This is a genomic window from Petrocella sp. FN5, from assembly GCF_029210395.1.
Lineage (GTDB): Bacteria > Bacillota > Clostridia > Lachnospirales > Vallitaleaceae > Petrocella.
On record NZ_JARGDP010000014.1, the window covers coordinates 1 to 24321 of the forward strand.

Genomic DNA, 24321 nt, shown 5'->3' on the forward strand with positions numbered 1-24321 from the left:
TAATTTACTAATTGATTTCTTTAATTTTTTTTGCTGGAACTCCCGCGATTACACAATATCCATCCAAAAAGCTTTTTGTAACCACTGCACCCGCTGCTACTATAGTATGAGCACCAAGTTCAACTCCTGGTAAAACAACAGAGTTCATACCAACCCAACAATAATCACCTAAAACCACATCTTCTCCTGCAACATGTTTTGAAATATCATATAAATCATGATTTGTTGTTATGATTCCTACATTAGGCGCAACTTGACATCCTCTTCCAATTACAATTTTTGCATCATGATTCTGCCAATAACAACCAGGTGTCTGGAATATATTAATATTATCTATGTGAAATTCTATATTATTTGGATTTGAAATTATAGTACGTGGATGTACAGGCCAAGGAATATTTCTGTTTTCACCAAAAAATCTGCCACCAATTCCTCTAATTGCCCATATCCATCCCATTCTTTTTTCATCAAAATATTGACCTTTTAGATATTTCTTTTTATAAATAAAACTTAAAAAAAATCTCAATATTACTTTTAAAACTTTACTATAATACATCCGTTTCAACATATTTTTGCACCTTTCAAAATGATTATAAACATCAAAATATATATCAATTCAATCTTTAAAAATTAGTACTATTTGACTAATATTTTTCTATTCAGTGTCTAATATTTTTTCATAATACTTCAAACAGTAGCAATTTTTTTTGAGGTTATATACCTTATTAAATATGAAACTATAAAGACAATGCCCCAAGAAAATAGTATCAAAGTCACAATATTAATTTTAGCCGGCATGGAAGAAAATGGATCAGCTAACCTTAGGAAAATATATGAATATATATATTTCATTTCTAAGGCGTTAGTTTTATTCATCAAATACTCAACTTTAATAGCTAAATTTAAAAATAGTACAGAAATAAATGGTGATAAAAGACCACCTAAATATAAATAACCATACCCAATTCCTGAAACAGGGTGTCCTGATGGCATAAATCTTCCATAAATGTATGAATTAAAGATATCACTGGTTGTCATCATAAGGTCCTTGACTAGATAGTTCAAGCCCATAGTAGATCTGGCCATATCATAAATAAGTCTTGAGATTGGCTGAAATTCTGTTTTAGCTAAGTCTACGGAAATGGCAACATTTTGAGGACCATAAAAATATGATTGCATCAAGACAGAATATGTATCTATGTCCAGATTATTAGAAGCAATTGCAGTAGCATAGCTATCAAACATAAATACATTTAAGAACTTATAAGCACTCATCAATCCAACCACTATAAATGTGAGTGAAAAAATCAACTTAGCTATTTCTTTTTTATATTGTGGAAACAAATTAATTAACACATATGCAGTAGCAAAAGCGGTATAAATTTGCATTATTCTCCGCTCTCCAACTATAATAGATATATTTATGAAAGCAACAAATACTGCATAATAGAAATATTTCTTTTTACTAGATTTATTGAACCTTTCATGTGCTATGGAAATAATTACAATAAATAACATTGTTACTGCCGTTAAAATAATTTGTCTTAAGAACATTATATTTGAACCAATATCTTCATTAACTCTCATGCCACTATCAGTTCTTATTATCAGAAAAGATAAATTTTCTGCTGCTGCTGGTATCAAGATTATTATTAGAATCGATACAAGACCCAATACCAAATAAACAATTTTTCCACCTTTTAATTTCACTTCTCTCTTAATTAGGTTATTATATCTAAACCTGTTAATAGTCATGAAAAAATTGAGAAAAGAACTCATAATAATTAACTCATACAACATGAGAAAAGTTGCTTTTTGTATCGAATCAGTATTGCTTGTTAAAAAATATGGTGAACTTCTAATGCCAGCAATTGCAATCAGTGTCGGAGCAATAATATATCTTATTCCTGCATATATAGAAAATATGTGACCAATAATAAATTTTGCTTTTACAATAGCAGGATTTATTAAAAATATATAACATCCTAAATACGCCAGTGGAAATATAAATAAAAATTCGTAGCCTGGAATCTGAGGTCTAATTATAATAATAATAAAGGCTACTATTGAAGTTAGTATAACAACTAAGTTTTTCATGAACTCATTCCTCTTTACAATCAATTGTCTTTTCTAAAATACTTTTAAAGTATGTATTTTCTTGTTTTGCTTCAACTAAATATTGGTTACAATTCAATTTTAACATATCATGATTTATGGAAGTGTACCAATTATAGAGATCATCAGGAAATGATTGTGACTCAAGGTCACAAATAAAATTAAAACCTCTAGTTGCCTCTTCCATATATGTATCTTTAAACACAAGTATAGGAATATTCAGATATGCTGCATAATACGATTTAATCGATATAGCAGTATCAAGTTCAATCTTACCATAACCATATAAATTATTAACAATATCTGTTATAGCTAAAAATGAACTTGTATCGGAAGGCTTGAATCTGCCCACACATATTACATTTTTATAATTATTATCTTCTGCATATTCTTTTAAATACTGTGCACCTTCTCCAAAAAACTGAACAATAAATCTATTATCATTTCCAAGTAGGTCAATCAATTTTTTGTCATTTTCAAAAAATCTGACATATCCTATAAAGCTTATTCTAATAGGTAATGATTTCCTACTCATATTCTCTCTAGGTTCAATATTTAGCAGAATATTTTCATTGAAGCTGTGAATACTAAGATATTCATGTTTAGGCAAAAATTTTTTAAACCCATATGATGAAATTGTTGTAAAACTAGATTTCTTGATAATTAATTTCATTAAAAAATATACAAAAGGTATTTTTTCAAAATTATAGTCACGTATATTAAAAGCATATTTACCTTTAAATTTTAGTACTAACAAATCAATAAACATTATTGCAGTAAAACTGTTCCAGACAATCAAAAAATCATAATCTTTACCTTTAATTATTTTTTTTGCAAAGCTATGAAATCCATAATACCTTCTTAATTTTCGTAGAAAATTCCATTCTCTATTTATTGATAATTGATATGAATAAGTATCTACTGCATTATTCTCCTCACTTTCTCCATATTTGTCGATATAAATTACATCATAAGGTATTTCATTTCTATCTAAAAAGTCCGTATATAAAGTAAGTACTGTCATATGTTTGAAATTAACAGTACTCAGTATTGCAATCCTTGCCATATAACCTCTCCTAACTTAATCTTTTATCCAAATCACTCTATTAACATAGTCCGTATAAGACAATATTATCCTCAATACTTTCTCTGATACATTTGGCATACTATAATCAGTAACCAATCTTAATATATTCTTTTCTTGAGTCTCCAGGACTTCTAATCCTTGAAGAATTCTATCTTTCTTTAGTCCAACCATCATCACGGATGCCTCTTCCATAGCTTCTGGTCTTTCGTGTGCTTGCCTAATATTTAGCGCTTTAAAACCAAGAATCGAAGATTCTTCACTAATCGTTCCGCTGTCACTGAGGACAGTTTTTGAATATTTTTGAAGTTTTACATAGTCATTAAAACCAAGAGGCTTCATGGTTCTAATTAGAGGATTAAACTCAATGCCCTTAGCTTCTATCATATTTTTAGTTCTTGGGTGCGTACTCATGATTATGGGTATTTGATATTTTTCAGCTATTGTGTTTAAGCTATCTACTAGATCCATAAAGTTTTGTTCTGAACTGATATTTTCTTCTCTATGGGCTGATACAACAAAGTACTTATCCTTCTCAAGTCCTAATCTTTCAAGTACATCCGAATTCTCGATATCATCTTTTCTTGAACTTAGAACTTCAAACATTGGGCTACCAGTTTTAATGATTCGATCTGCAGGGATTCCTTCTCTTAAAAGGTACTCTCTAGCAATATCACTATAGGTTAAGTTAATATCTGCTGTATGGTCTACAATCTTTCTATTCGTCTCTTCCGGTACTCTCTGATCAAAACATCTATTCCCTGCTTCCATATGGAAGATTGGGATATGTCTTCTTTTAGCTGCTATTACACTGAGACAACTATTCGTATCTCCAAGAACTAAAAATGCATCCGGGTTGACCGCTTCTAGAATCGGATCGATCTTCACCAGTATGTTACCTATTGTTTCTACTGCTGTTCCTGTAGCGGCATCAAGAAAATAATCCGGTTTCTTAAGCTTGAAGTCATTAAAAAAAACTTCATTTAATTCATAATCATAATTTTGTCCGGTATGAACAAGAATATGATCAATGGCTTCTGATTCATTTAATTTATTAATAACAGCTGATAGTCTGATAATCTCAGGTCTGGTACCAACAACTGTCATTACTTTTAATTTCTTCATCTGTTATACCTCCAAAAAATAAGTATCCGGTTTTTCAGGATCAAAGGCTTCATTGGCCCACATAATGGTTACCATATCTGTCTTGCCTAGGTTTTCTATGTTATGTGTATAGCCTGTTGGGATATCAACAACTTCCATCTTGTCTCCACTTACGAAGTACTCCAATATTTCATCTGAATCAATCTTCCTAAACCGAATAACGCCCTTTCCACTGACAACTAAGAATTTCTCATTTTTAGAATGATGCCAGTGATTACCTTTTGTGATGCCAGGCTTTGAGATATTGACTGAAACCTGACCCCTATCAGGGGTTCTAATAAACTCTGTAAGTGAACCTCTGTCATCCACATTCATCTTTAGATCATAGCTAAACTGATTCTCAGGCAGATAACTTAAATATGTACTATATAGCTTTTTAGTAAATGCATCCGACATATTTGGGACTGATTTATCATCTCTACATTTCTTAAATGAATAAATCAAATCCGCTATTTCACCAAGTAATATGGTATGCACGATCGGAACTCTGCAAAATAGATTATCTCTATTCTCATGACCCTCTAGTCCATTGATGAGCTCGCTAACCACATCATCTATATATACAAGGTTCATTACTACGCTTGGATCATTCACTTGAATCGGAAGGTCATGTGCAATATTATGACAGAATGTCGCTACAGCACTGTTATAATTTGGCCTGCCCCACTTTCCAAAAACATTTGGAAATCTATAGATCAATATCTTTGCACCGGTTTCTATACCATATTCAAATAGAAGATCTTCTCCTGCCTTCTTACTCTCTCCATATGGATTGTCTAGTTCGGCTTGTAAAGAAGATGAAAGCATAACAGAGCAGTTGTTATTATGTTTTTTTAGTGTACTAACTAAATCAGAAGTGAGTCCATAATTACTTTCCATGAATTCAGATTGTTCTTTTGGTCGGTTTACACCTGCAAGATGAAATACAAAATCAACTTCTTTGCAGTATTCATCAAGCAGAACAGATTTTGTATCTTTATCAAATTCATAGATATCCGTATATTTTCTATTTTTCAGTTCTGCTATTAGATTTTTCCCAATAAAACCTTTTGCTCCTGTGACCAATATTTTCATTATCTACCCCAACTTTCCAACTGTTCTCTTACATAGTCTAATTGTAAAAGCCTCTCTTTAATTTGTCCAATGTTTAATCTTTCTGTATTATGTGAATTGTATTCATCTTCTGAAGAAAGCTTCTGATCGCCCTCTATAAAATACTTATCATAATTAAGATCTCTTTTATCTGCCGGCACTTTATAGAATCCACCCATATCTCTTGCTACAACATGTTCTTCTTTTGTAAGAAGTGTTTCATATAGTTTCTCACCATGACGTGTACCTATCACTTTTATTTCATTATCCGCATTAAATAGTTCTTTGATTGCCTGTGCTAAGTCTCGAATCGTAGATGCCGGTGATTTCTGGACCATAATATCTCCTGCTTCTGCATTTTGAAATGCAAATACAACCAGTTCTACAGCTTCTACAAGACTCATTAGAAAACGCGTCATATTAGGATCTGTCACCGTTAAAGGTTGTCCACTTTTTATCTGGTCGATAAATAGTGGAATTACAGATCCTCTTGAGGCCATAACATTACCATATCTCGTACCACAAATAAGGGTTTTTTCTGGATCTACTGTCTTTGCTTTTGCTACAAATACTTTTTCCATCATAGCTTTAGAAATACCCATTGCATTTATCGGATAAGCTGCCTTATCTGTCGAAAGACATATGACTTTTTTCACACCCATTTCAACTGCACCTGTAAGTACATTATCTGTACCGAGTACATTGGTTTTAACAGCTTCAAGTGGGAAAAATTCGCACGAAGGGACCTGCTTAAGTGCCGCTGCATGGAAGATGTAATCTACACCGTGCATTGCATTCTTAACACTAGCAAGATCTCTAACATCTCCTATATAGAATTTAAGCTTATCATTTTTATAGAGTTTTCTCATGTCTTCCTGCTTTTTCTCATCACGAGAAAAAATACGAATTTCTTCAATATCCGTATTTAGAAACCTTTTCATAACTGCATTGCCAAAAGAACCTGTTCCACCAGTGATTAATAGAGTTTTATTTTTAAACATTGTGCTACCTCATTTCTTAATTAAAATGTTTTTCAAGTATATTAACAGAACTTATCAATGAAAAATTTTGCTCCAGATATTTTCTACCATTGCTTCCCATTTCTTTAAGTGATGGATTCTTTGATATTTTTCTTATTGCGTCTACAAACTTATCTTTATCACTTGAACATACCCATTGGCCGCACTTTGATGTTTCAATTAAATCTTTTAAGTCGGTTGATTTATCAGTTGCTGCTATTACTGGTTTTGAATATTCCATATATGATAGGATTCTTGATGGATAATTTGGTATTGTGAATCGAGGATCTAGAATTATAAGACCTACATCACTTTCTTTAGTAATCTGTTCATACTGATCTCTTGGTAAATTCTCAATTACTTTTGCGTTCTTTATAGATTCTAAATTTATTATATTCTCAAGTTTATATACTTCTGTACCTCTTCCTACAAAAAGAAAATAAATACCTTTATCATTCTTACAATCTATAATTGCTTGACATAACAAATTAACATATTGTGGCTTACCCATATTCCCACCAAAAAGGAATACACAAGCATCCTCCGGAATAAAATATTTTTGTCTCATTTCAAATTCAGCTGGTTCAATTTCATTAGATATTTTTTTTGTATTAGGAAACAATTCGATCTTATTCGTATTTAGCCATGGATTGTGTTTAATTATATAATGTTTGTTTGCTTCAGACATACAACCAATAATATCTGCTGATTCATATAGTTTTTTCTCTTTATGCTTGAAGAAAAAAAATAATGGACTATTCTTTTTTATTATCCCTATGTCAACAGCATTCTGTGGGAATATATCTTTTAACATTAAATATGAAGGACACCGATACTTCTTCTTGGCCCAGTTTACTAGACTTGCATTTGTTACCGGAGGTGATTCATATAATATAAAGTCATATATATTGTTTTTTAAGTATTTTGAAATGCCTCTTTTCATAAAATAAGGAATTCTCAAGGTGGTAATCCCCTTTTCTATGAGGCTAACATCATAGTAGTTACCTGTGACAATTCTAAGAACGTCAAATCCGCGTTCTTTTTTCATCTGTGTTTGGCTTAAGTTTCTTGCCTGATCTGAAACTGCTACAGTTATTTCATGTCCCGCTTCATGAAGCCCTTCCGCTAAATCAGTGTAAATGGTTGCTCCCTTATCAGGTTCTGGAAATGAAGTTGCGATATATAAAACTCTCATTGCACGTTCTCCCTACTATCTTCTCCACAAATGATACATACTCCCACAGCTTACATATTTAAAATCCATAGCATTATAAAATTGTGCTGCTGATATGTTATTCACCTGTGTTCCTACTTTTATATCTTTTATTCCTTGATCTATAGCAAATGATTCCATTGAATGAATCAGTGACTTTCCAACTCGTTGTCCTTGGTAATTCTCATCAACAGCAATTAATTCAATTATACTGCTGTTTTCATTAATGGTAAAAAGTATATACCCAGCTACATTACCTTCTCTCTCAGAAATAACAAAGTACTTATTCTCTTGACAAAACGCGCACTCAGTCCAATGAAGATAGATGTTCTTTGCTTGCTCTTGAGGCAACTTTGGATCATTAAAGAACCTAGAATACTTATATGACTTTCTTGCAATATCAACTATTTTCTCATTCCTAGATAAGTTATTCACCACATAGGTTTTCTCATCATGATCGTCTGGTTTTTCTGCCAAGACTTTTAGGAACTGAATATTCATATCAGCCAGAAAAGCATTCGTTCTATTGCCTATCCAGTTGTTATTTTCTTTTATGTTGTCAAGGTTAGAGATGGTAACAAAATCATATCCTGTGCAAAAATCGATTATCTCTTCTTGACCCACGTCATCAACAATGCCACTTAGATTAACCCTAGCTGAACTTACACCAAAGTAATCTGTATCCCACTGTAGAGGTTTGCACTCATAATTTTTACTTCTCATTATTATTCTCACCATTCTATCTATCTGATTTCTTTTCTAAAAATACATCTTCTCTCTTAAGTACTGAGACTGCAGTCTTTAGAAAGACTTTAATATCCATCAATATCGTTAGATGATCAATGTAGTAAATATCATGCTTGATTCTTTCTTTCCAAGGAATTGTATTTCTATAGTATGCTTGGTTATATCCGGTCACACCTGGTCTTACCTCAAGTTTTCTAACTTCATTTCCTTCATACAGTTCCTTATGCTCCGGAAGATCCGGTCTAGGTCCAATAATACTCATATCACCTTTGATGATGTTGAGAAGCTGAGGAGTCTCATCTAGGCTTGTCTTTCTAATAAACTTACCTATTTTCGTAAGTCTTGGATCATCTTCAGCATTAAACGTGGACCCATCTTCATTGCGTATGTCAGGTGCGTTCATTTTCATGGACCTAAGCTTATACATCTTAAAAACTTTTCCATTCTTACCTAATCGAGGTGCATTATAGAAAATTGATCCTTTATCCTGAAAATAAATCATAGGACCAATAAAAGCTAAAATAATCAGCCAAAATGGTAGCGCAATGATTGCTAATATAAAATCCAATATCCTCTTAAAAATATTACTATACATGCCTTCACCTCATTACTTTACCTCTTCTAATGCTTCTTTTAATCTACCAACCACATACTCAACATCCCCATCCGTTAATAATGTATGCAGTGGCATTGTAATCTCATTTCTATACATATCATAAGCATTGGGATAGTCTACCATTTTAAAGCCTAAATGTTTATAGGCTGTATGCATTGGTAGTGGTTTATAATGTACATTAGTAGATACACCACTTTCGGCCATTTTTATTATTATTTCATTTCTAAATGCTTCATCTTTACCCTTAAGTCTTAATAAATAAAGATGGCCACATGATTGATTGACTTCGTCATAATGCTTCAAAGGTGTTATATCCAAATCGCTTATTAACATGTCATATTTCTCTATGATTTCTTTTCTTCTTTGAACTATGCTAGGATATCTCCTAAGCTGTGCAAGTCCAAGAGACGCCATGATATCCGTCATATTACATTTATAGTTGGGAGCGATAATATCATATTCCCATGCCCCTGGTTTTGTTTTGGCAAATGCATCTTTTGACTGGCCATGAAGGGAAAGTAACATATATTGTTTATAGATCTCTTCATTATCATAACCATCTATATCTTTCCATGTAACTGCACCCCCTTCAGCAGTTGTGATGTTTTTTACTGCATGAAAAGAAAAAGATGTAAAGTCGGCAACTTCGCCACTCATCTTCCCCTTATAAGTCGATCCTATTGAATGGGCTGCATCAGCAAGAACTATTACTCTTCCAAATGATTTCTGTAGATCATTCGAAGGCTTAAATAGCTTTTTCTTACTCTCAACAGCTTGATATATCTTGTCATAATCACACATCACACCACCAATATCCACTGGTATGATGGCTTTTGTTTTCTCTGTAATCGCATCCGCAATAGCCTCATAATCAATATGGAAGGACTCTTTTCCAGTATCTACAAGTACAATTTTTGCACCTACATGTGTTATAACACTTGCTGAGGCTGTATAAGTATATGCAGAAGTAATGACTTCATCTCCTGGCCCTATGCCTAGTACTCTTAAGGTCATCTCCATAGCAGATGTTGCTGAGTTAAGGGCAACGGCTTTTGAAGTGTTGCAATACCCCGCAATTTGCTTTTCAAATAGTTTGGTTTTTGGTCCTGTTGTTATCCAGCCGGATCTTAAAGTGTCTATTACTTCATTAATCTCTTCATCTGTTATATCCGGTGGTGAAAATGGGATGCTTCTTAATTCAGTCATCTTTCTCTCCCTCTAATGATAATCCTTTGTTTATACTCAAGTCTTTAACAATACTCAATACAAGGTATTTGCTTAACTACTATCCGGTATCTCATCCCATAAATTAAGTGTGAGTCATAGGGCTCACACCTAATTATTATGCTTTGGCTAACTTATACCTGTCTGCGTTTTCATGCTTGTGTTTGTTCTCGCTGTTGACTTCTAAGTTGTTACGATAGGTGGGTACGATGGCTTGGACCATCTCTATGAGGTTCTCGGTCTCTCGTGACTTGAGAATGACCAGGAGTTCGTTTAAGGCACTCTTCAGCTCATGGTAGTTGATCTCTCCCGGTTGGCCGATATGAATCTTCTCATACTTGGTATCTTGTAGGCCTTCTTCGTCCATGAGGAGTTCTTCGTAGAGCTTCTCACCAGGTCTTAGGCCTGTGACCTTGATCTTGATGTCTTCGCCTAGCTTCAGGCCGGAGAGTCTAATCAGGTCAAGGGCCAGATCGTAGATCTTAACCGGTTCTCCCATATCTAGGACGAAGATCTCACCACCACTTGCAATAGCGCCGGACTGGATGACCAGTTGGGCCGCTTCAGTGATGGTCATAAAGTAACGGACGATCTCTTTATGGGTGACGGTTACCGGTCCACCTTCTTTAATCTGTTTTCTAAAAAGGGGTATGACGGAACCGTTGCTGCCTAGGACGTTGCCAAATCGCACGGCGGTGAACTTGGTCTCACTCTCTTTGGCTAGGCCTTGGATGATCATCTCACAGATTCGCTTACTGGCACCCATGATGTTGGTTGGGTTGACCGCTTTGTCTGTGGAGACCATGACAAAGCGCTCTACACCGAACTCATGAGCGGCTTCGGCTACGTTCTTGGTGCCGAAGACATTGTTCTTAATGGCTTCCTTGGGTGCACGCTCCATTAAAGGGACATGCTTGTGGGCTGCCGCGTGGAAGATGACATCCGGTGCGTGTTCTTCTACGATGGAGAAGATGTTGTCTCGGTCTCTGACCGAAGCGATGATCACATCTAGGTTCAACTCATCTCCATATTCTCTATGAAGTTCATTCTGGATGTCATAAGCATTGTTCTCATAGACATCTAGGATAATCAGCTTGGAGGGTAAGAATCTGGCAATCTGACGACACAGTTCTGACCCGATGGACCCGCCACCGCCTGTGACCATGATGACTTTGTCTTCAATGTAGCTGGCCACTTCTGTTACATTCAAGTTAATCATGTCTCGGCCTAGCAAGTCTTCAATCTCTACATCGCGAATCTTGCTTAGGGATACTTGACCGTCAATGACTTCCCTGATGCCCGGCATGATTCGTACCTTGGCATCGCTTCTTTTGCTTTCTTCTATGATTTGCTTCATGACGGCGCCTGATGCTGTGGGAACGGCTATGATAATCTCATCAATCTTAAACCGATGGGCCACACTGTAGATGTCGTGGTAGTTACCTAGGACCTTCACACCGGCTATGGTCTTATAGAGCTTGTGCTCATCATCGTCAATGAAACCGATGACTTGGCCATAAGCGGTTGAATGGTTCTTAATCTCTGTGGCTATAAGGGAGCCTGTGGCACCACTGCCGACCACCAATATGTTATTCGTACATTCTTGTCTGGTTATAGGGTAATGGTTCTTAACCCTTCTAAAGAAACGGTAGCTAAAACGGATGCAACCGACGACGGTAATCTCAAGGATGGCACCGATGATATAGACACCAAAATAAAGTCGAATGCCCATGGAAATCAGATATATAGTGCCCAGTATATTGGCTGCAATACCCGCTGCAACCACTTTCATCAATTCTTCTACGGATGCATAGGCCCATAAGCTGTTATAGAGTCCGAAATAACGATAGATAAAAAGCTTGCCTATGGTTAAGACGAAGGCTGACCCCAAATAGGCCGTGATGGTTGTGCTTGAAATACTGCCTTCATTATGTAAGAACAATGCCAGTAAAAATGCGCCATTTACAGCTATGATGTCCGTTATCAATAAAGATACCTGTCTGGTCACTTTTGTAATCATGTCTAACCCTTCTTTCTTACTCCCAGTGAAAACTTGCTTTTAACGCGTTGAATTGTCAAAATGACCTCTCAAAGTTATGCCTTTTTTAATAAAAGGTAACAAAAAAGTATAGTCTAAATATAGGTTCTATTCATTTGTAAGGGTTAGGGTATTTTTTGAATGGTTCAATATGCAGCTACGTTTTACTCTCCCTATTATCTAACCTGAGCTATCTTTTTATAGGCTCTATGATTATTTCCCCTTAGTTCTCTTGATTTATAAAAGTATAAATCCATAATATTATAGCGCTGAAGGCCATATGATTTGTTATAAAGATATGAATGAATTATGAATATTTCATGTCTTTTATTAGTATATAGTTTATGGTAATTTCTGTCAAGACAGAGTATTTATTTTATTATGTCTTTTAGGACAGAATAACCATCTTATATGGCAATACCTGCTTTATGTGTATGACTTGAGCTTGCTTGGGCCTATTGTTTACTATAATGGGCTTCGAGTTCTTTTTGATAGGCTTCTGATACAGTTACTTTTACTTCCTTGTAATGGTCTCTAAGCTGTTGAACAACGGCGACGTCGTATTGATGGTCTTCTAGGTCGTTTTGTAGATCATATAAGGACTTGTAGACTTCATTGTCCGACCTCGATTCAAGCTTACCGATTCGTGCTCGAATGGTCTTGATGGTCTCTTCTCTTGTGAGGCTGTCTTCTATCTTGGATGCTTCTTTTAGTTCAGTAAAATATATGTCTACTTGTGTTTTGTAATGGGTCTCAAGTTCTGTCAGATAGCTCTGATAGGCCTGAACAATCCTATTGTATCCATCTAGTAGAGGGTCCATGTTTTCTCTTGTCTTGTTGGTTGGTATCTCTAGCGCTTCTTCTTGATGCATTGTATCTTCTTGTTCTTGTTGATGTTCTAAGTTCTCTACTTGTAATTCTTCTACCTTGGAGATAGCACTGCTTTCGACTCTATAGTCTATGTTCTGCTCATAGGGTTGGTTTAATGGTTCTTCCTTGGCATTTAGACCACCAGTGATGAATAGACCGATTCCGAAGATGCCTATGGTCATCAAAGAAGCCATCCAGGCCACTTTCTTTTTCTTCGGTTGGAACTTATGTATCACTCTTGATGGCTGAGGTACAATACCATCGGTTAACATGGTCTGTATGTTCACTTGAAACAATCTTTGTGCTTCTTCTATACCATATTTCCTCTTGACATAGGCATAGGCCTGACCGATATCCGGTCTTCTTGTATCCATATTGTGGCCATCACTTGCAATCATGTCTACAAGACCATGGCCCAGCATTTTGCTTGCTCTTATTTTCTCCGGTCTTTTTTGAAAATCTATGATATTACCTGCACTGCATTGAATCAAGGTGCCTTGCTCACGTAGCTTCATAAGCTCTTCCATGTGGTCCGTAAAGCATCTATAGACCTCGGCATGGGCCAGTATGGGTTGATAACCCAGTAACATGAGTTCATGTAGTCCATGGTCCAGTTCTACAAAAGTAATATCTCTGGAAAATTCTACTAAGATATAACGTGTATCGTTCATGGTTCTAATCTTAACTTGGTCTAGATGGTTCAGGTCCTTCTTGGATAAATAGATCTCAGCCCCTTGATAGACTTCCATCTCCGGATAGGCTTGTTGAATACGGGTACGTATCACCTCAAAGTCATGATTCATGTCTTGGTTTATGCTTTTGTTACCTCTGAATTCTGCGGGATGGTTCAGGTGAGGGGTTGCCACGATCCCTCTCACCCCTTGATCGTAGCTGGTTTTTACCATGTCTAGAGCCTGTTCAGGGGTGTCAGGACCATCATCAACACCCGGAATAAGATGATAATGCATGTCATATAGTTTCATGAACATCTTCCTCCTCTTCTTCTGTCTCTTTGGATTGGTAATAATAGTAGGACTGGTATTGTTTGGCGTTTTCTACTTTTAACTTGTTGATGACAACACCTAAGATGTTGGCACCAATTGTGGTCATAGACTGCACCGCCCGTTTGGCCAGATCAATATCCACTGCACCTGAAGCTACCACTAAGATGACCCCGTCAATATACCCTGACAATATGGTTGCATCTGTAACCGGTGTCACTGGTGGTGTGTCTAGGAATATATAGTCATACTCTTCTTTTAAGGCTGTGATGAGATTCTTCATGGCTTTGGAGTGTAAGAGCTCTGATGGGTTGGTTGGAATCTTGCCTGCCGTTAACACATCTAGATTAAGGTCTTCAACTTTTTGGATGTAGTCGGCGTAATTATGCTCTTTTCTGAGCATGTCTGCTAAGCCTTTTTTGTTGGAGATACCAAAGACTTTATGGACCCTTGGTTTTCTCATATCACAGTCTATCACCAGTACCCGCTCATCGTTTTGTGTCATGGTTGCGGCGATGTTTGAGAGGGTGGTGGTTTTGCCTTCTCCTGGTGTGGTGCTGGTGACCAATATGGTCCGAATATTCTTATCGATATTGGCAAATTCGATATTGGTACGAATGGCTCTATAGGCTTCTGATATGGATGATTTGGGGTTGTTATGAACGATTATATCTTTCATGATTTTACCTCTTGTTTTGTTTCTAGATTTTTGAAGTCGACGATGGTGCCAAGGACCGGTAGGCCTAAGTGCTTTTCTATATCTTCTGCCGTCTTAAGGGTACGGTCAAATAGGATGATCAAGAATATGATGCCGACGCCAATCATGCCACCTAATATGCCACCTATAGCTGTGTTCATAACCGTCTTGACATTAATGGGTATGTGGATACCGATGGCTTGATCGATGATCTCTACGTTATCTACTTTGATGATGCGCATGACTTCTTTTATGAACACATCTGCTATTGTGTTGGCTATTAGAGCCGCTTGTTGTGGGTCTTCATGCTTGACAGATACTTGAAGAATCTCTGTGTTTTTTACCGGTAGGGATGTAATCCGTCCTAGTAGCTGGCCATAGGATAGATCCAAGTCCAAGCGGTTAATGACTTGTTCAAGTACGATACGGGACTTAACGATCTCACTGTAGGTTACAACCAACTTCTGACTCATGTTAATGCTACCCAAATCAAAACTGGAGGCAATGTCGCCTAGTCCTGAACTCTTAGATCCGTTGACCATGAGTGTGGTTTTGGATTCATACATGGGTGTTATGGCATACTTGGTATAAGAAAAACCTATGAGGGTTGCGACGATTACACAAGCGACGATAATCCATTTTCTCTTCCATAGGGTCTTGATTAATTCTAGTAGATCTATTTCTTCATATTCTTGCATGATTTTGTTCCTTTACTTTGTCCCGAAGAATTGTTTTAATGTATCCAAATAGGTGTAGGGTACAGAAGCGCTGATGGCGTTCTTAATATTGTTCTGTTCCGTTGATGTTAGTTTTTTATACCTTATATTGACGGCTTCTGCTGCACCTTCATAGTCGTATGTATAATCTGCAAGATAGCTTGTCATGGCGTGCTGAATGTCTTGTACAATCTGCAGATGGTCTGCTGTTAATTTCTGAGCATATTTGGTGCTGCCACTTAGTACTTCGTCGAGTCCTAATACTGTGACTTGCATGGCATAGCGTATCTCTTGGGTCGGAATATCGCCATTGATGATGGTATAGCCACCTCCCGGTAGTCCCGGTACTTCTTTTTCTTCTAGCGCTTCCTTCTGATGCAAGATGGTGAGTAATGATATGACGGTGTCTTCACGGGTAATGGGTACGTCCCCTCTAAAGTAACCGTCTTGTAAGAACATGATTTCATTGGCCAACAGGCTCTGAATGTCATCTCTTGCCCAAGTGGCTAAGATGTCTTTAGTCGTCATATATGTTTTTGGTGTGTAGCCTAAGATACGGTTTAGTACGGTTGCTACTTCTTGTCTGGATATGAGCTGATGGGGTCTGAAGGTGCCATCAGGATAGCCCTTGATGTAACCGGCTTTCATGGTGATTCTAAGTTGTGCTATAAACCATTCATTGCCCTTAACGTCACTAAATCGTACATCTTCGGATTCTATGTCATATCCAAATGTACGGTTGATGAGGGTTAAGAATTCTGCTCGGGTTATGGCTTTGTCCGGCTTGAAGGTGCCGTCTGTGTAACCATTGATGAGACCTCTATTAAATAATTCTTCTATGTAGGGTGTTGATTCTTTACTGGGTTCTAGATCTGTAAAGGCGTATAGGGTCTGACTCATTACGGCAATCAAGAGTAATAGGCCTATGATTTGTTTTGCTGGTTTTTTGGTCACTTTCATATGTACCTCTTTTTTAAAGATATGCAAAGCAGGCCATAGGCCCACTTTGCATCATCATTATTCTGTATTGACTAATTAGCGCCAAATGTTGCGATGCGTTGTGTGTTATCAGCAAGTGTTGTGGTTACGGTATAGCTTACATCACTTGACATGGTCAAAGCTTTTAGTTCATTGAATAAGGCATTAATATAGGCAGCTTTGTCGCCTTCATCTTGTGTATAGGATGCTACAATGTTATCTTGGCTGTCTTTAATAACTACGCTTTTGTACTGTTGTCCATCATATTCAATGGTTCTAAAGTCGACACGTTCTGCGATGGTTGTTAGATCTGCTTGAACGGTTTCTAAGTTGTTGTAGTTATCTCTGGTAATTCTTAGAGCTTCTTTTAATGTTGTTTTCTTCTCTAGCTCTGTCCAAGTGGCTCCAGCTGATAAAGGTACAGCTGAGTAGATGGTTCCGGATAGATCTGCTTGATCTGCATATAAGAAGAGGGTTAATGAATCTATAAGGAAAGATCCTTCATGTGCTTCAACATTTGCGATATAAGCATCATAGGTTGTATCAAACTCATTGTAAGATGCATTCAGTACTTGACGTAATATCTCTGTATAGGATGCGTTGGTTGCTGCTGAAATGGTTATAACTTTTTCATCGGCACCAATGGACATCTCAAATGTTAAGGTTGTTGTAGGTGTAGGTGTTGATCCGCCACCGCCACCGCCGCCACCTGATGTTGGTTCCTCGGTGTTGTCGTCTTCTGTAACGGTCTTGTCGCCAATTTCTACTTCTACGTCTTTTGATACTGTTGTTTCTGTTGGTGTCATGGTCATGGTGCTGCCATTTGCTTCAACAACCGCTTTGTCAATCGTTCCTGTACCTGTTACAGTGGTTGATCCAGATAAGATTAAAGTTCCAACCTTACCGGTAGAATCGATGTTGATCTCTGAACCTTCTGCATTTTTCTTGATGTCCAGTGTACCTATTGAACCTTCACTGATTACCATATTTTTTACAGGTGTGTTTAGTGTCACTTTATCGAAGTCTCCTTCAAGTGTTAAGGTTTCTCCCGGTCTTACGGTATAGATCTCAACGTTTCCAAAGCCTTTTCCTGTTAAGGTTCCGTCTTCTTCAAGTTTACCACCGGAGTACATATCTACTTGGTCCACTTTCGTGTTACCGATTGCCAATATACGGATTTTTCCGTTGTGTTTGATGACACGAAGGGTTCCTACTTCTGTGTTGGTTAAGGTAATGGTGTTCTCACCACCGCCAAAAGCCACTAGTTCACCGAGTACTTTTACATTGTCCAAGTCTACTTCACCATCGGCTACACCTTGTGTAATGTATAGATTCCCTTTGATAATTGTGTCTTTTAGAACAACGCCTGTTGAGCTTATGACAAGGTTGCCTTCATAAGTCATGTCGGTTACTGTTCCTGGTTCAGTAATCAGTTCACCTGCGATGTTACTGAGTAATGTAACCGCTTCTGCTCTTGTTAAGTTACTCATTGGTGCTAAAACGTTGTTGCTTCTTCCTTGCATATAGCCTTTTTCTACTAGGACACTCATTTGTGTTGCTGCCCACGTCGCTACATCTGCTGCATCTGCGTAAGTGCTATAAGCATATGCATCTGTACCAATCAATTGAAAGGCATTGGTAAGTACAATGGCCGCTTCTTGACGGGTGATACGGTCATCCGGCTTGAACTGGTTGTTATGCCCTTGCACAATACCTGCTGTGAATGCCATTATAACTGCATCTTCAAACCAATCGGTTGCTTTTACATCTGTGAATGTAGCGTCTGTCTTTTCCTCAAGCTGAAATATATTATTGATTACAGTTACAAATTCAGCTCTCGTAATGGGTGCTTCAGGCTTGAATTCTCCACTAGGGTACCCATTGACAATACCCATTTCCATCCATTTTTCGATATTAGTATGAGCCCAATGATCTTGATAATCTGAAGTAGCCGCTGTTACCATTGTCATTTGAGATAATACTATTACCAGTGCTAGTAATACCGACATTCCTTTTTTTGTTTTGTTTAACATTTTTTTCTCCCATTAATTTTATTTTTTAATCACATTTGGTTAGAAGTTCACCTATGTGTATTAAACTTGTTTGATATGGCATTGTATTTACACTAAAACTTTTGCTTCCAGAGACAGTTTATAAGGTTCTACTTCTTTTGTATACTTGTTTTCATTATTAACTTCCAGATTATTCCTATACGTTGGCACGATGTCTTGAATCATCTCTATTAGGGATTCGTTTTCCGGTGATTTGAGAATAATCAATAGTTCATTCAAAGTGCTTTTTAATTCACGATAGTTGATTTGAATGGGCTGACCAATGTGAATCTTCTCGTAATTGGTATTCATTAACCCTTCTTCATCCATGAGGAGCTCTTCATAGAGCTTCTCTCCAGGTCGTAAGCCAGTGATCTTAATCTTGATGTCTTCGTTCAACTTCAGACCGGAGAGTCTTATTAGGTCAACCGCCAGATCATAGATCTTAACTGGCTCGCCCATGTCTAGGACGAAGGTCTCGCCACCTTTTGCAATGGCACCGGATTGAATCACCAGTTGGGCTGCTTCTGAGATGGTCATGAAGTAGCGTATGATTTCTTTGTGGGTAACGGTGATCGGACCACCTGCTTCAATCTGTTTTTTGAAGAGTGGTATGACAGAGCCATTGCTACCAAGAACGTTGCCAAATCGTACAGCGGTGAACTTGGTCTCGCTTTCTTTGGCAAGGCCTTGTATGATCATCTCACATATACGCTTGCTGGCGCCCATGATATTGGTTGGGTTGACCGCTTTGTCTGTGGAGACCATGACGAAGCGCTCTACTCCGAACTTATGGGCAGCTTCTGCTACGTTCTTGGTCCCGAAGACATTGTTCTTAATGGCTTCCTTGGGGGCACGCTCCATTAAAGGGACGTGCTTGTGGGCTGCCGCGTGGAAGATGACATGGGGTGCGTGTTCTTCTACGATGGAGAAGATGTTATCTCTGTCTCTGACGGAGGCGATGATCACATCTAGGTTCAACTCATCTCCATATGCTCTAAGAAGTTCATTCTGGATGTCATAAGCATTGTTCTCATAGACATCTAGGATAATTAACTTGGAGGGTAAGAATCTGGCGATCTGACGACACAGTTCTGAGCCTATGGAGCCACCACCACCTGTAATCATGATGACTTTGTCCTGTATATAATTGGCCACTTCGGATACGTTCAGGTTAACCATATCCCGTCCCAGTAAGTCTTCAATCTCAACATCTCTAATCTTACTTAGAGATACTTTTCCGTCAATAATTTCATGTATATCCGGTATGATTCTAACGTTGGCTTCTGATCGGTTACATTCTTCAATGATCTGTTTCATAGAAGCTGTTGTTGAAGAAGGCAGTGCAATGATGATTTCATGAATATTAAAACGGTGGGTTACACTGTAAATGTCATGATAGTTACCAAGAACCTTTATGCCGCCTATGGTCTTATAGAGCTTATGCTCTTCATCATCGATGAAGCCGATGACTTGACCGTAAGTCTTTGAATGGCTTTTTATCTCACCGGCTATTAAAGAACCCGATGCACCACTTCCGACAATTAATATATTGTTGGTATACTCTTGTCTATTAATTGGATAATTATTCTTGATTCTTCTGAAGAACCGATAACTAAAACGTATAGAACCGACAATGGCAATCTCAAAAATGGCACCGATTAGGTAAACTCCAAAATACAACTTGACTCCCATGGATATTAGGTAAATCGTTCCAAGAATATTGGCGGTAATACCTGCTACAACGACTTTTAATAACTCTTCTATCGAAGCATACGCCCATAGACTATTATAGAGTCCAAATTGCTTATACACCAAAAGTTTGCCTATGGTTAGAATCAAAGCTGCCCCTACGTATGAGATTAAGATTCTATAGGGTATATTCCCTTCGGTGTGTAATAACCAAGATATTAAAAAGGCGCCGTTTACAGCCAATATATCTGTAATTAATAAGAATACTTGTTTTTTGATTTTTGTTACCATGAGATACCCTCCTCCCTTAATCCAATATACGTTAATACTATGATTCGTTAAATTTTTTCATTAAAAAAATACCTATATTGTAATATATGTACAATAAAAAGACGATGCATGATTGCTAATCTTGTATTCAATTGTTTAAAGGTAGAGGTATGACTTGTGAAATACGATTCTACTTGTATTACCCTATATTCTCCCTATACCTAACCTTGAGTCATCTAACTAACTCTTAGGTTGTCCCTCTAGTCAATCGATTTATAAAAGTATAAATCTTCAATAATTCATTTAGCTCTGATGGCTATTTGATAAGATCATAAAAGATGTTTAATAGGTAATAGTAACTATTACATTAATCTTTTATAGTCATATATTAGTATATAGATTATAGTCCTAGAAGTCAATATGGTCCTATTAATTTATAAGACCCTTTAGGACAAGATGGTCAACTAACAGCACATTGTTTGTTTTTAGTCCAACCATACATCATAATACAATCTAAATGTTTTTTAGGCGTATTATGATGTACATCGGGTAAGTATGGCTAGAGCGATTATTGTGGCCACATAGATCCACTTCTTGTTTATGGGTTGTGATGGCTTGATCTGTCTTATTGCTTGTGGCACAACTTGATCTGCTAACATGATCTTGGGGTTCACTTCAAACAAGCGCTTGGCTTCTTCTGCCCCGTATTTCTTTGTCACGTAGGTATAGGCTTTGGTCATGTCCGGCTTGTTGGTAATAAGGTTGTGTCCATTGCTGGCGATGATGTCTACTAAGCCATGACGTAACATTTCTTTTGCTCTTGTTTTCTCAGGTTTCTGACGTATGTCTATGATATTGCCTGCACTACACTGAATCAGAACGCCTTGCTCCCTTAGGTTTAAGAGTCCTTCCATGTCGCTTGTAAAGCAATTATAGACTTCTGCATGGGCAAGAATCGGTTGGTAGCCAAGTGCAATCAACCCTTGTAGACCTTTGTCCATTTCTTCAAAAGGGATGTCCCTTCTGAATTCTACCAATACATAGCGGGTCTTGTTCATGGTTCTCATCTCGACTTGTTCGAGTTGGCTTAGGTCTTGCTTAGAGAGATAGACTTCTGCTCCTAGATAGAGTTCCATGTCTGGATAGGTGGTTTGAATATAGGTACGTAACTTCTCGAATTCTTGAAGCATATCCTTGTCGTTAGCCATATGGCCTCTAAATTCAGCTGGGTGATTCAAGTGGGGGGTTGCTACAATTGTTCTTACACCTTGATCATAGCTTATCTTCACCATCTCCAGTGCGCATTCTATAGTATCCGGTCCGTCATCCATATTGGGGATGAGATGATAATGTATGTCAATCATGGGCTGCCTCCTCGTCTAGTCTTATATACCTATATCATGAGTCTATGTTACTATATTAAAAATATTTTATGGTCTTATATAATTATATAAGTTATCGGTATATGTGTCAACAGTGCCCTACTGATTTGTCTGAACCTTTAGGACAAGATAGTTGTCATCGAATACATGATGCTCAATAAAGCATACAAAAAACGCCCCTTGGGTGAAAGGGCGTTTTTTGATATTTATTATAATAAAGTATGGTTAAAGGGTCAAAACTAAGTTTCACTAAATTCGCCTACCATATGTAGATTACGTTGATACATTCATAACTACATATGGTAGGTGAAAGTTCAACTATATAGTTTTGACGCCTTAACCAAAGTATGAATCATCATTATTTGTTTAATCTTCTTATAACATCATATTGCTCGTCATGGCTTTCGATGAAGCCTTGGACCTTGGTCTCGATGCCTGTGTAGTTGTCAAATTCCACAAAGGCTTTTTTGAGCTTAGCAACGATCTCATCGGACATGTCTTTTCTAGCTGCAAGAACATCTTTTGGTATGTCGTCGGTCTTGGATATAATATTCAGCTCATTGGTGCGGATGCCGTTTATTGTCGCTGCTTCAAAAGCTTCATTGAAGGTTGCGCCTGCATCCACTTCCCCTTGCATTACAGCGTTAATGACGTTGTCATGGTTGCCCAGGAATAGGACTTTACTAAAGAGGGTATCCGGATTCATGTTGTTGCCCTTGATGCTGTCTCTAGCATAGAGGTAACCGGAAGCGCTTTTCTCATCCACATAGCCAAAGGCTTTGCCTTTTAGGTCATTCATGCTCTTAACACTACCGTCCTTACGGGCGATGATGTAACCGTTGTAGGAACTCTTGCCCCCTACTTTTGGTGTGACCACCGGCTTAACATCGGCTTGTTCTTTGGCGTTGACATAGGCAAAAGGTGAGAACCATCCGATATCGATTATACCGTTTTTGACACTATCGCTTAGAGCGTCATAGTTCTTTACAATGATGGTTCTGGCTTTTAGGCCAACGCTGTTACAAACCCGTTCAAGGATGGGTATGTACATCTTCTTGATGGCTTCCGGTGCGATGAAGGGGTTGACACCAAAAATAATCTCGTTGTCTTTCTTGAAGTTAACCGCTTCTTTTTGTAGGTCTTCTGCCATCTCACTGATCTTGTTACAGAAGTCAAGGACTTCCCCGTTCTTCTTGTTCTGTGTCTCAACCATCTCAATGGACTTGTAAGTAATGTTGTGGGTTTCTTCTACGGCACAGGTAACATCTTCAATGGCTTTTTCAATCTCCATGGTGGTGTTTTTCTGAACAAGAGATACTTTGGTTAATTCAGATATATTGGTTTTGACTTCGTTTAAGATGCCTTCAATCTCGTTTATGACTTGTGAGGACTCCTTGATGACATTGTCCACATCATTCATACGGTCACCAATCTCACTCATGGCGTTGTTGGAAGTGGTTATCTTAGTTAAGATTGTCTTAACCACACCTTCTATAACGGAGATGGCTTCATCGGTCTGCTCTGCCAGCTTACGAATCTCTGTGGCAACGACGGCAAAGCCGCGTCCTGCTTCTCCGGCTCTTGCTGCTTCAATGGCTGCATTGAGGGCAAGTAGGTTGGTTTGACTGGAGATCTTACGGATATAGTCGACAATCTCATAGATCTTATTGGATGAGCTTTGTAGTTCCACGTTGTTGTCTGTGGCTACGGTGGTCACTTCATTCAAACTGAGCATGAAATCACCGATGCTCTGTATGGTCTTTTTGTTCTTCTCCAGCATCTCTATGGAAGTCTGAGAATGTCTTTCAATCTCTAAGGCGCTGGTGTTTAAATTGGTAGAGGTGCCTACCAGTTCATTGATGCTTGCGTTGATTTCTTCTGAGCTTGCTGCGTTTTGCTCACTAAAGCCTTCTATCTCATAAGAAATCTTGGCCAGCTTGTTGAAGGTGTTAATGTTGTCTTGAGACAACCACAGAAGTTGTTGGGAATCAAAGCCCATGCCTTCTGCTATGTTAAACAATTTCTCGTCCAGTCCTGCTTTTAAGCTATCGGACATGGCACTTGACTGATTCGCCTTCTGTGAACCATCCGGTCCTTGTTGTGCCTTTGTAACGTTTAACATTCTATCTGCTGCTATAACAACAAGAATGCTAAGTACAAGGGTTAGGACCAAATCAATCCAAGTTCCCATGCTTAGAAAGATTGTAATCCCTTGAACTGCCAGTAACCCAATGCCTGCAACTAAATAAAATTTCATCTTCTGATTCATTATGTCACCATCCCATTATATCATATTCTTACTACAAGTTAATTTTTACTAAATCGGTTAATGCCTTGGCTGATTTAACTTAT

19 protein-coding genes are annotated in these 24321 nt (G+C 37.6%); all 19 read right to left on the reverse strand.

Going from position 1 to position 24321, the window contains the following annotated elements; all coding sequences use genetic code 11:
- Positions 1 to 7 precede the first annotated feature (7 nt).
- Positions 8 to 568, reverse strand: coding sequence for an acyltransferase (locus P0N36_RS05675; protein ID WP_275841872.1), 561 nt, complete (start codon positions 566 to 568; stop codon positions 8 to 10).
- Positions 569 to 687: 119 nt separating this feature from the next.
- Complete coding sequence (locus P0N36_RS05680) at positions 688 to 2097, reverse strand: hypothetical protein (protein WP_275841873.1); 1410 nt, start codon at positions 2095 to 2097, stop codon at positions 688 to 690.
- A gap of 4 nt (positions 2098 to 2101) precedes the next feature.
- Positions 2102 to 3181: a hypothetical protein gene (locus P0N36_RS05685; protein WP_275841874.1), complete on the reverse strand. Its 1080-nt coding sequence runs from the start codon at positions 3179 to 3181 to the stop codon at positions 2102 to 2104.
- Between the two features lie 15 nt (positions 3182 to 3196).
- Positions 3197 to 4324: a non-hydrolyzing UDP-N-acetylglucosamine 2-epimerase gene (wecB, locus tag P0N36_RS05690; protein WP_275841875.1), complete on the reverse strand. Its 1128-nt coding sequence runs from the start codon at positions 4322 to 4324 to the stop codon at positions 3197 to 3199.
- Positions 4325 to 4327: 3 nt separating this feature from the next.
- Positions 4328 to 5437, reverse strand: coding sequence for a capsular polysaccharide biosynthesis protein CapF (locus P0N36_RS05695; RefSeq protein WP_275841876.1), 1110 nt, complete (start codon positions 5435 to 5437; stop codon positions 4328 to 4330).
- Positions 5437 to 6456 (reverse strand): polysaccharide biosynthesis protein, encoded by a 1020-nt coding sequence (locus tag P0N36_RS05700; protein WP_275841877.1) that lies wholly within the window; start codon positions 6454 to 6456, stop codon positions 5437 to 5439. Before P0N36_RS05700 ends, P0N36_RS05695 begins: the two co-directional genes overlap by 1 nt.
- Before the next feature lie 16 nt (positions 6457 to 6472).
- The gene (locus tag P0N36_RS05705) at positions 6473 to 7669 is read right to left on the reverse strand and encodes a glycosyltransferase family 4 protein (RefSeq protein ID WP_275841878.1); all 1197 of its coding nucleotides are present in this window, start codon (positions 7667 to 7669) and stop codon (positions 6473 to 6475) included.
- A 15-nt stretch (positions 7670 to 7684) separates the two neighbouring features.
- Positions 7685 to 8410 carry a GNAT family N-acetyltransferase gene (locus P0N36_RS05710; RefSeq protein ID WP_275841879.1) on the reverse strand — a complete coding sequence of 242 codons (726 nt, stop codon included), beginning with the start codon at positions 8408 to 8410 and terminating at the stop codon, positions 7685 to 7687.
- A 16-nt stretch (positions 8411 to 8426) separates the two neighbouring features.
- Positions 8427 to 9029 carry a sugar transferase gene (locus tag P0N36_RS05715; RefSeq protein ID WP_275841880.1) on the reverse strand — a complete coding sequence of 201 codons (603 nt, stop codon included), beginning with the start codon at positions 9027 to 9029 and terminating at the stop codon, positions 8427 to 8429.
- Between the two features lie 12 nt (positions 9030 to 9041).
- On the reverse strand, positions 9042 to 10256 hold the full coding sequence (locus P0N36_RS05720; protein ID WP_275841881.1) for a DegT/DnrJ/EryC1/StrS family aminotransferase: 1215 nt from the start codon (positions 10254 to 10256) through the stop codon (positions 9042 to 9044).
- A 136-nt stretch (positions 10257 to 10392) separates the two neighbouring features.
- Positions 10393 to 12294: a polysaccharide biosynthesis protein gene (locus tag P0N36_RS05725; protein ID WP_275841882.1), complete on the reverse strand. Its 1902-nt coding sequence runs from the start codon at positions 12292 to 12294 to the stop codon at positions 10393 to 10395.
- 473 nt (positions 12295 to 12767) lie between these two features.
- Positions 12768 to 14165, reverse strand: a complete 1398-nt coding sequence (locus P0N36_RS05730; protein WP_275841883.1) for a CpsB/CapC family capsule biosynthesis tyrosine phosphatase — start codon at positions 14163 to 14165, stop codon at positions 12768 to 12770.
- Positions 14152 to 14862: a CpsD/CapB family tyrosine-protein kinase gene (locus P0N36_RS05735; RefSeq protein ID WP_275841884.1), complete on the reverse strand. Its 711-nt coding sequence runs from the start codon at positions 14860 to 14862 to the stop codon at positions 14152 to 14154. Before P0N36_RS05735 ends, P0N36_RS05730 begins: the two co-directional genes overlap by 14 nt.
- Positions 14859 to 15578: a YveK family protein gene (locus tag P0N36_RS05740; protein ID WP_275841885.1), complete on the reverse strand. Its 720-nt coding sequence runs from the start codon at positions 15576 to 15578 to the stop codon at positions 14859 to 14861. Before P0N36_RS05740 ends, P0N36_RS05735 begins: the two co-directional genes overlap by 4 nt.
- Positions 15579 to 15590: 12 nt before the next feature.
- Entirely contained in the window at positions 15591 to 16556 is a 966-nt protein-coding gene (locus P0N36_RS05745; RefSeq protein WP_275841886.1) for an S-layer homology domain-containing protein, read from the reverse strand.
- A 71-nt stretch (positions 16557 to 16627) separates the two neighbouring features.
- On the reverse strand, positions 16628 to 18607 hold the full coding sequence (locus tag P0N36_RS05750) for an S-layer homology domain-containing protein (protein ID WP_275841887.1): 1980 nt from the start codon (positions 18605 to 18607) through the stop codon (positions 16628 to 16630).
- Between the two features lie 87 nt (positions 18608 to 18694).
- Positions 18695 to 20608 (reverse strand): polysaccharide biosynthesis protein, encoded by a 1914-nt coding sequence (locus P0N36_RS05755; RefSeq protein WP_275841888.1) that lies wholly within the window; start codon positions 20606 to 20608, stop codon positions 18695 to 18697.
- 512 nt (positions 20609 to 21120) lie between these two features.
- Complete coding sequence (locus P0N36_RS05760; protein ID WP_275841889.1) at positions 21121 to 21951, reverse strand: tyrosine-protein phosphatase; 831 nt, start codon at positions 21949 to 21951, stop codon at positions 21121 to 21123.
- Positions 21952 to 22327: 376 nt separating this feature from the next.
- Positions 22328 to 24238, reverse strand: coding sequence for a phosphate/phosphite/phosphonate ABC transporter substrate-binding protein (phnD, locus tag P0N36_RS05765; RefSeq protein WP_275841890.1), 1911 nt, complete (start codon positions 24236 to 24238; stop codon positions 22328 to 22330).
- Positions 24239 to 24321 lie beyond the last annotated feature (83 nt).

Excerpts from the sequence above, each read along its gene's own strand:
- P0N36_RS05675 (WP_275841872.1), bottom strand. The coding sequence starts at position 568 with ATGTTGAAACGGATGTATTATAGTAAAGTTTTAAAAGTAATATTGAGA.
- P0N36_RS05680 (WP_275841873.1), bottom strand. The coding sequence starts at position 2,097 with ATGAAAAACTTAGTTGTTATACTAACTTCAATAGTAGCCTTTATTATT.
- P0N36_RS05685 (WP_275841874.1), bottom strand. The coding sequence starts at position 3,181 with ATGGCAAGGATTGCAATACTGAGTACTGTTAATTTCAAACATATGACA.
- wecB (WP_275841875.1), bottom strand. The coding sequence starts at position 4,324 with ATGAAGAAATTAAAAGTAATGACAGTTGTTGGTACCAGACCTGAGATT.
- P0N36_RS05695 (WP_275841876.1), bottom strand. The coding sequence starts at position 5,437 with ATGAAAATATTGGTCACAGGAGCAAAAGGTTTTATTGGGAAAAATCTA.
- P0N36_RS05700 (WP_275841877.1), bottom strand. The coding sequence starts at position 6,456 with ATGTTTAAAAATAAAACTCTATTAATCACTGGTGGAACAGGTTCTTTT.
- P0N36_RS05705 (WP_275841878.1), bottom strand. The coding sequence starts at position 7,669 with ATGAGAGTTTTATATATCGCAACTTCATTTCCAGAACCTGATAAGGGA.
- P0N36_RS05710 (WP_275841879.1), bottom strand. The coding sequence starts at position 8,410 with ATGAGAAGTAAAAATTATGAGTGCAAACCTCTACAGTGGGATACAGAT.
- P0N36_RS05715 (WP_275841880.1), bottom strand. The coding sequence starts at position 9,029 with ATGTATAGTAATATTTTTAAGAGGATATTGGATTTTATATTAGCAATC.
- P0N36_RS05720 (WP_275841881.1), bottom strand. The coding sequence starts at position 10,256 with ATGACTGAATTAAGAAGCATCCCATTTTCACCACCGGATATAACAGAT.
- P0N36_RS05725 (WP_275841882.1), bottom strand. The coding sequence starts at position 12,294 with ATGATTACAAAAGTGACCAGACAGGTATCTTTATTGATAACGGACATC.
- P0N36_RS05730 (WP_275841883.1), bottom strand. The coding sequence starts at position 14,165 with ATGAAACTATATGACATGCATTATCATCTTATTCCGGGTGTTGATGAT.
- P0N36_RS05735 (WP_275841884.1), bottom strand. The coding sequence starts at position 14,862 with ATGAAAGATATAATCGTTCATAACAACCCCAAATCATCCATATCAGAA.
- P0N36_RS05740 (WP_275841885.1), bottom strand. The coding sequence starts at position 15,578 with ATGCAAGAATATGAAGAAATAGATCTACTAGAATTAATCAAGACCCTA.
- P0N36_RS05745 (WP_275841886.1), bottom strand. The coding sequence starts at position 16,556 with ATGAAAGTGACCAAAAAACCAGCAAAACAAATCATAGGCCTATTACTC.
- P0N36_RS05750 (WP_275841887.1), bottom strand. The coding sequence starts at position 18,607 with ATGTTAAACAAAACAAAAAAAGGAATGTCGGTATTACTAGCACTGGTA.
- P0N36_RS05755 (WP_275841888.1), bottom strand. The coding sequence starts at position 20,608 with ATGGTAACAAAAATCAAAAAACAAGTATTCTTATTAATTACAGATATA.
- P0N36_RS05760 (WP_275841889.1), bottom strand. The coding sequence starts at position 21,951 with ATGATTGACATACATTATCATCTCATCCCCAATATGGATGACGGACCG.
- phnD (WP_275841890.1), bottom strand. The coding sequence starts at position 24,238 with ATGAATCAGAAGATGAAATTTTATTTAGTTGCAGGCATTGGGTTACTG.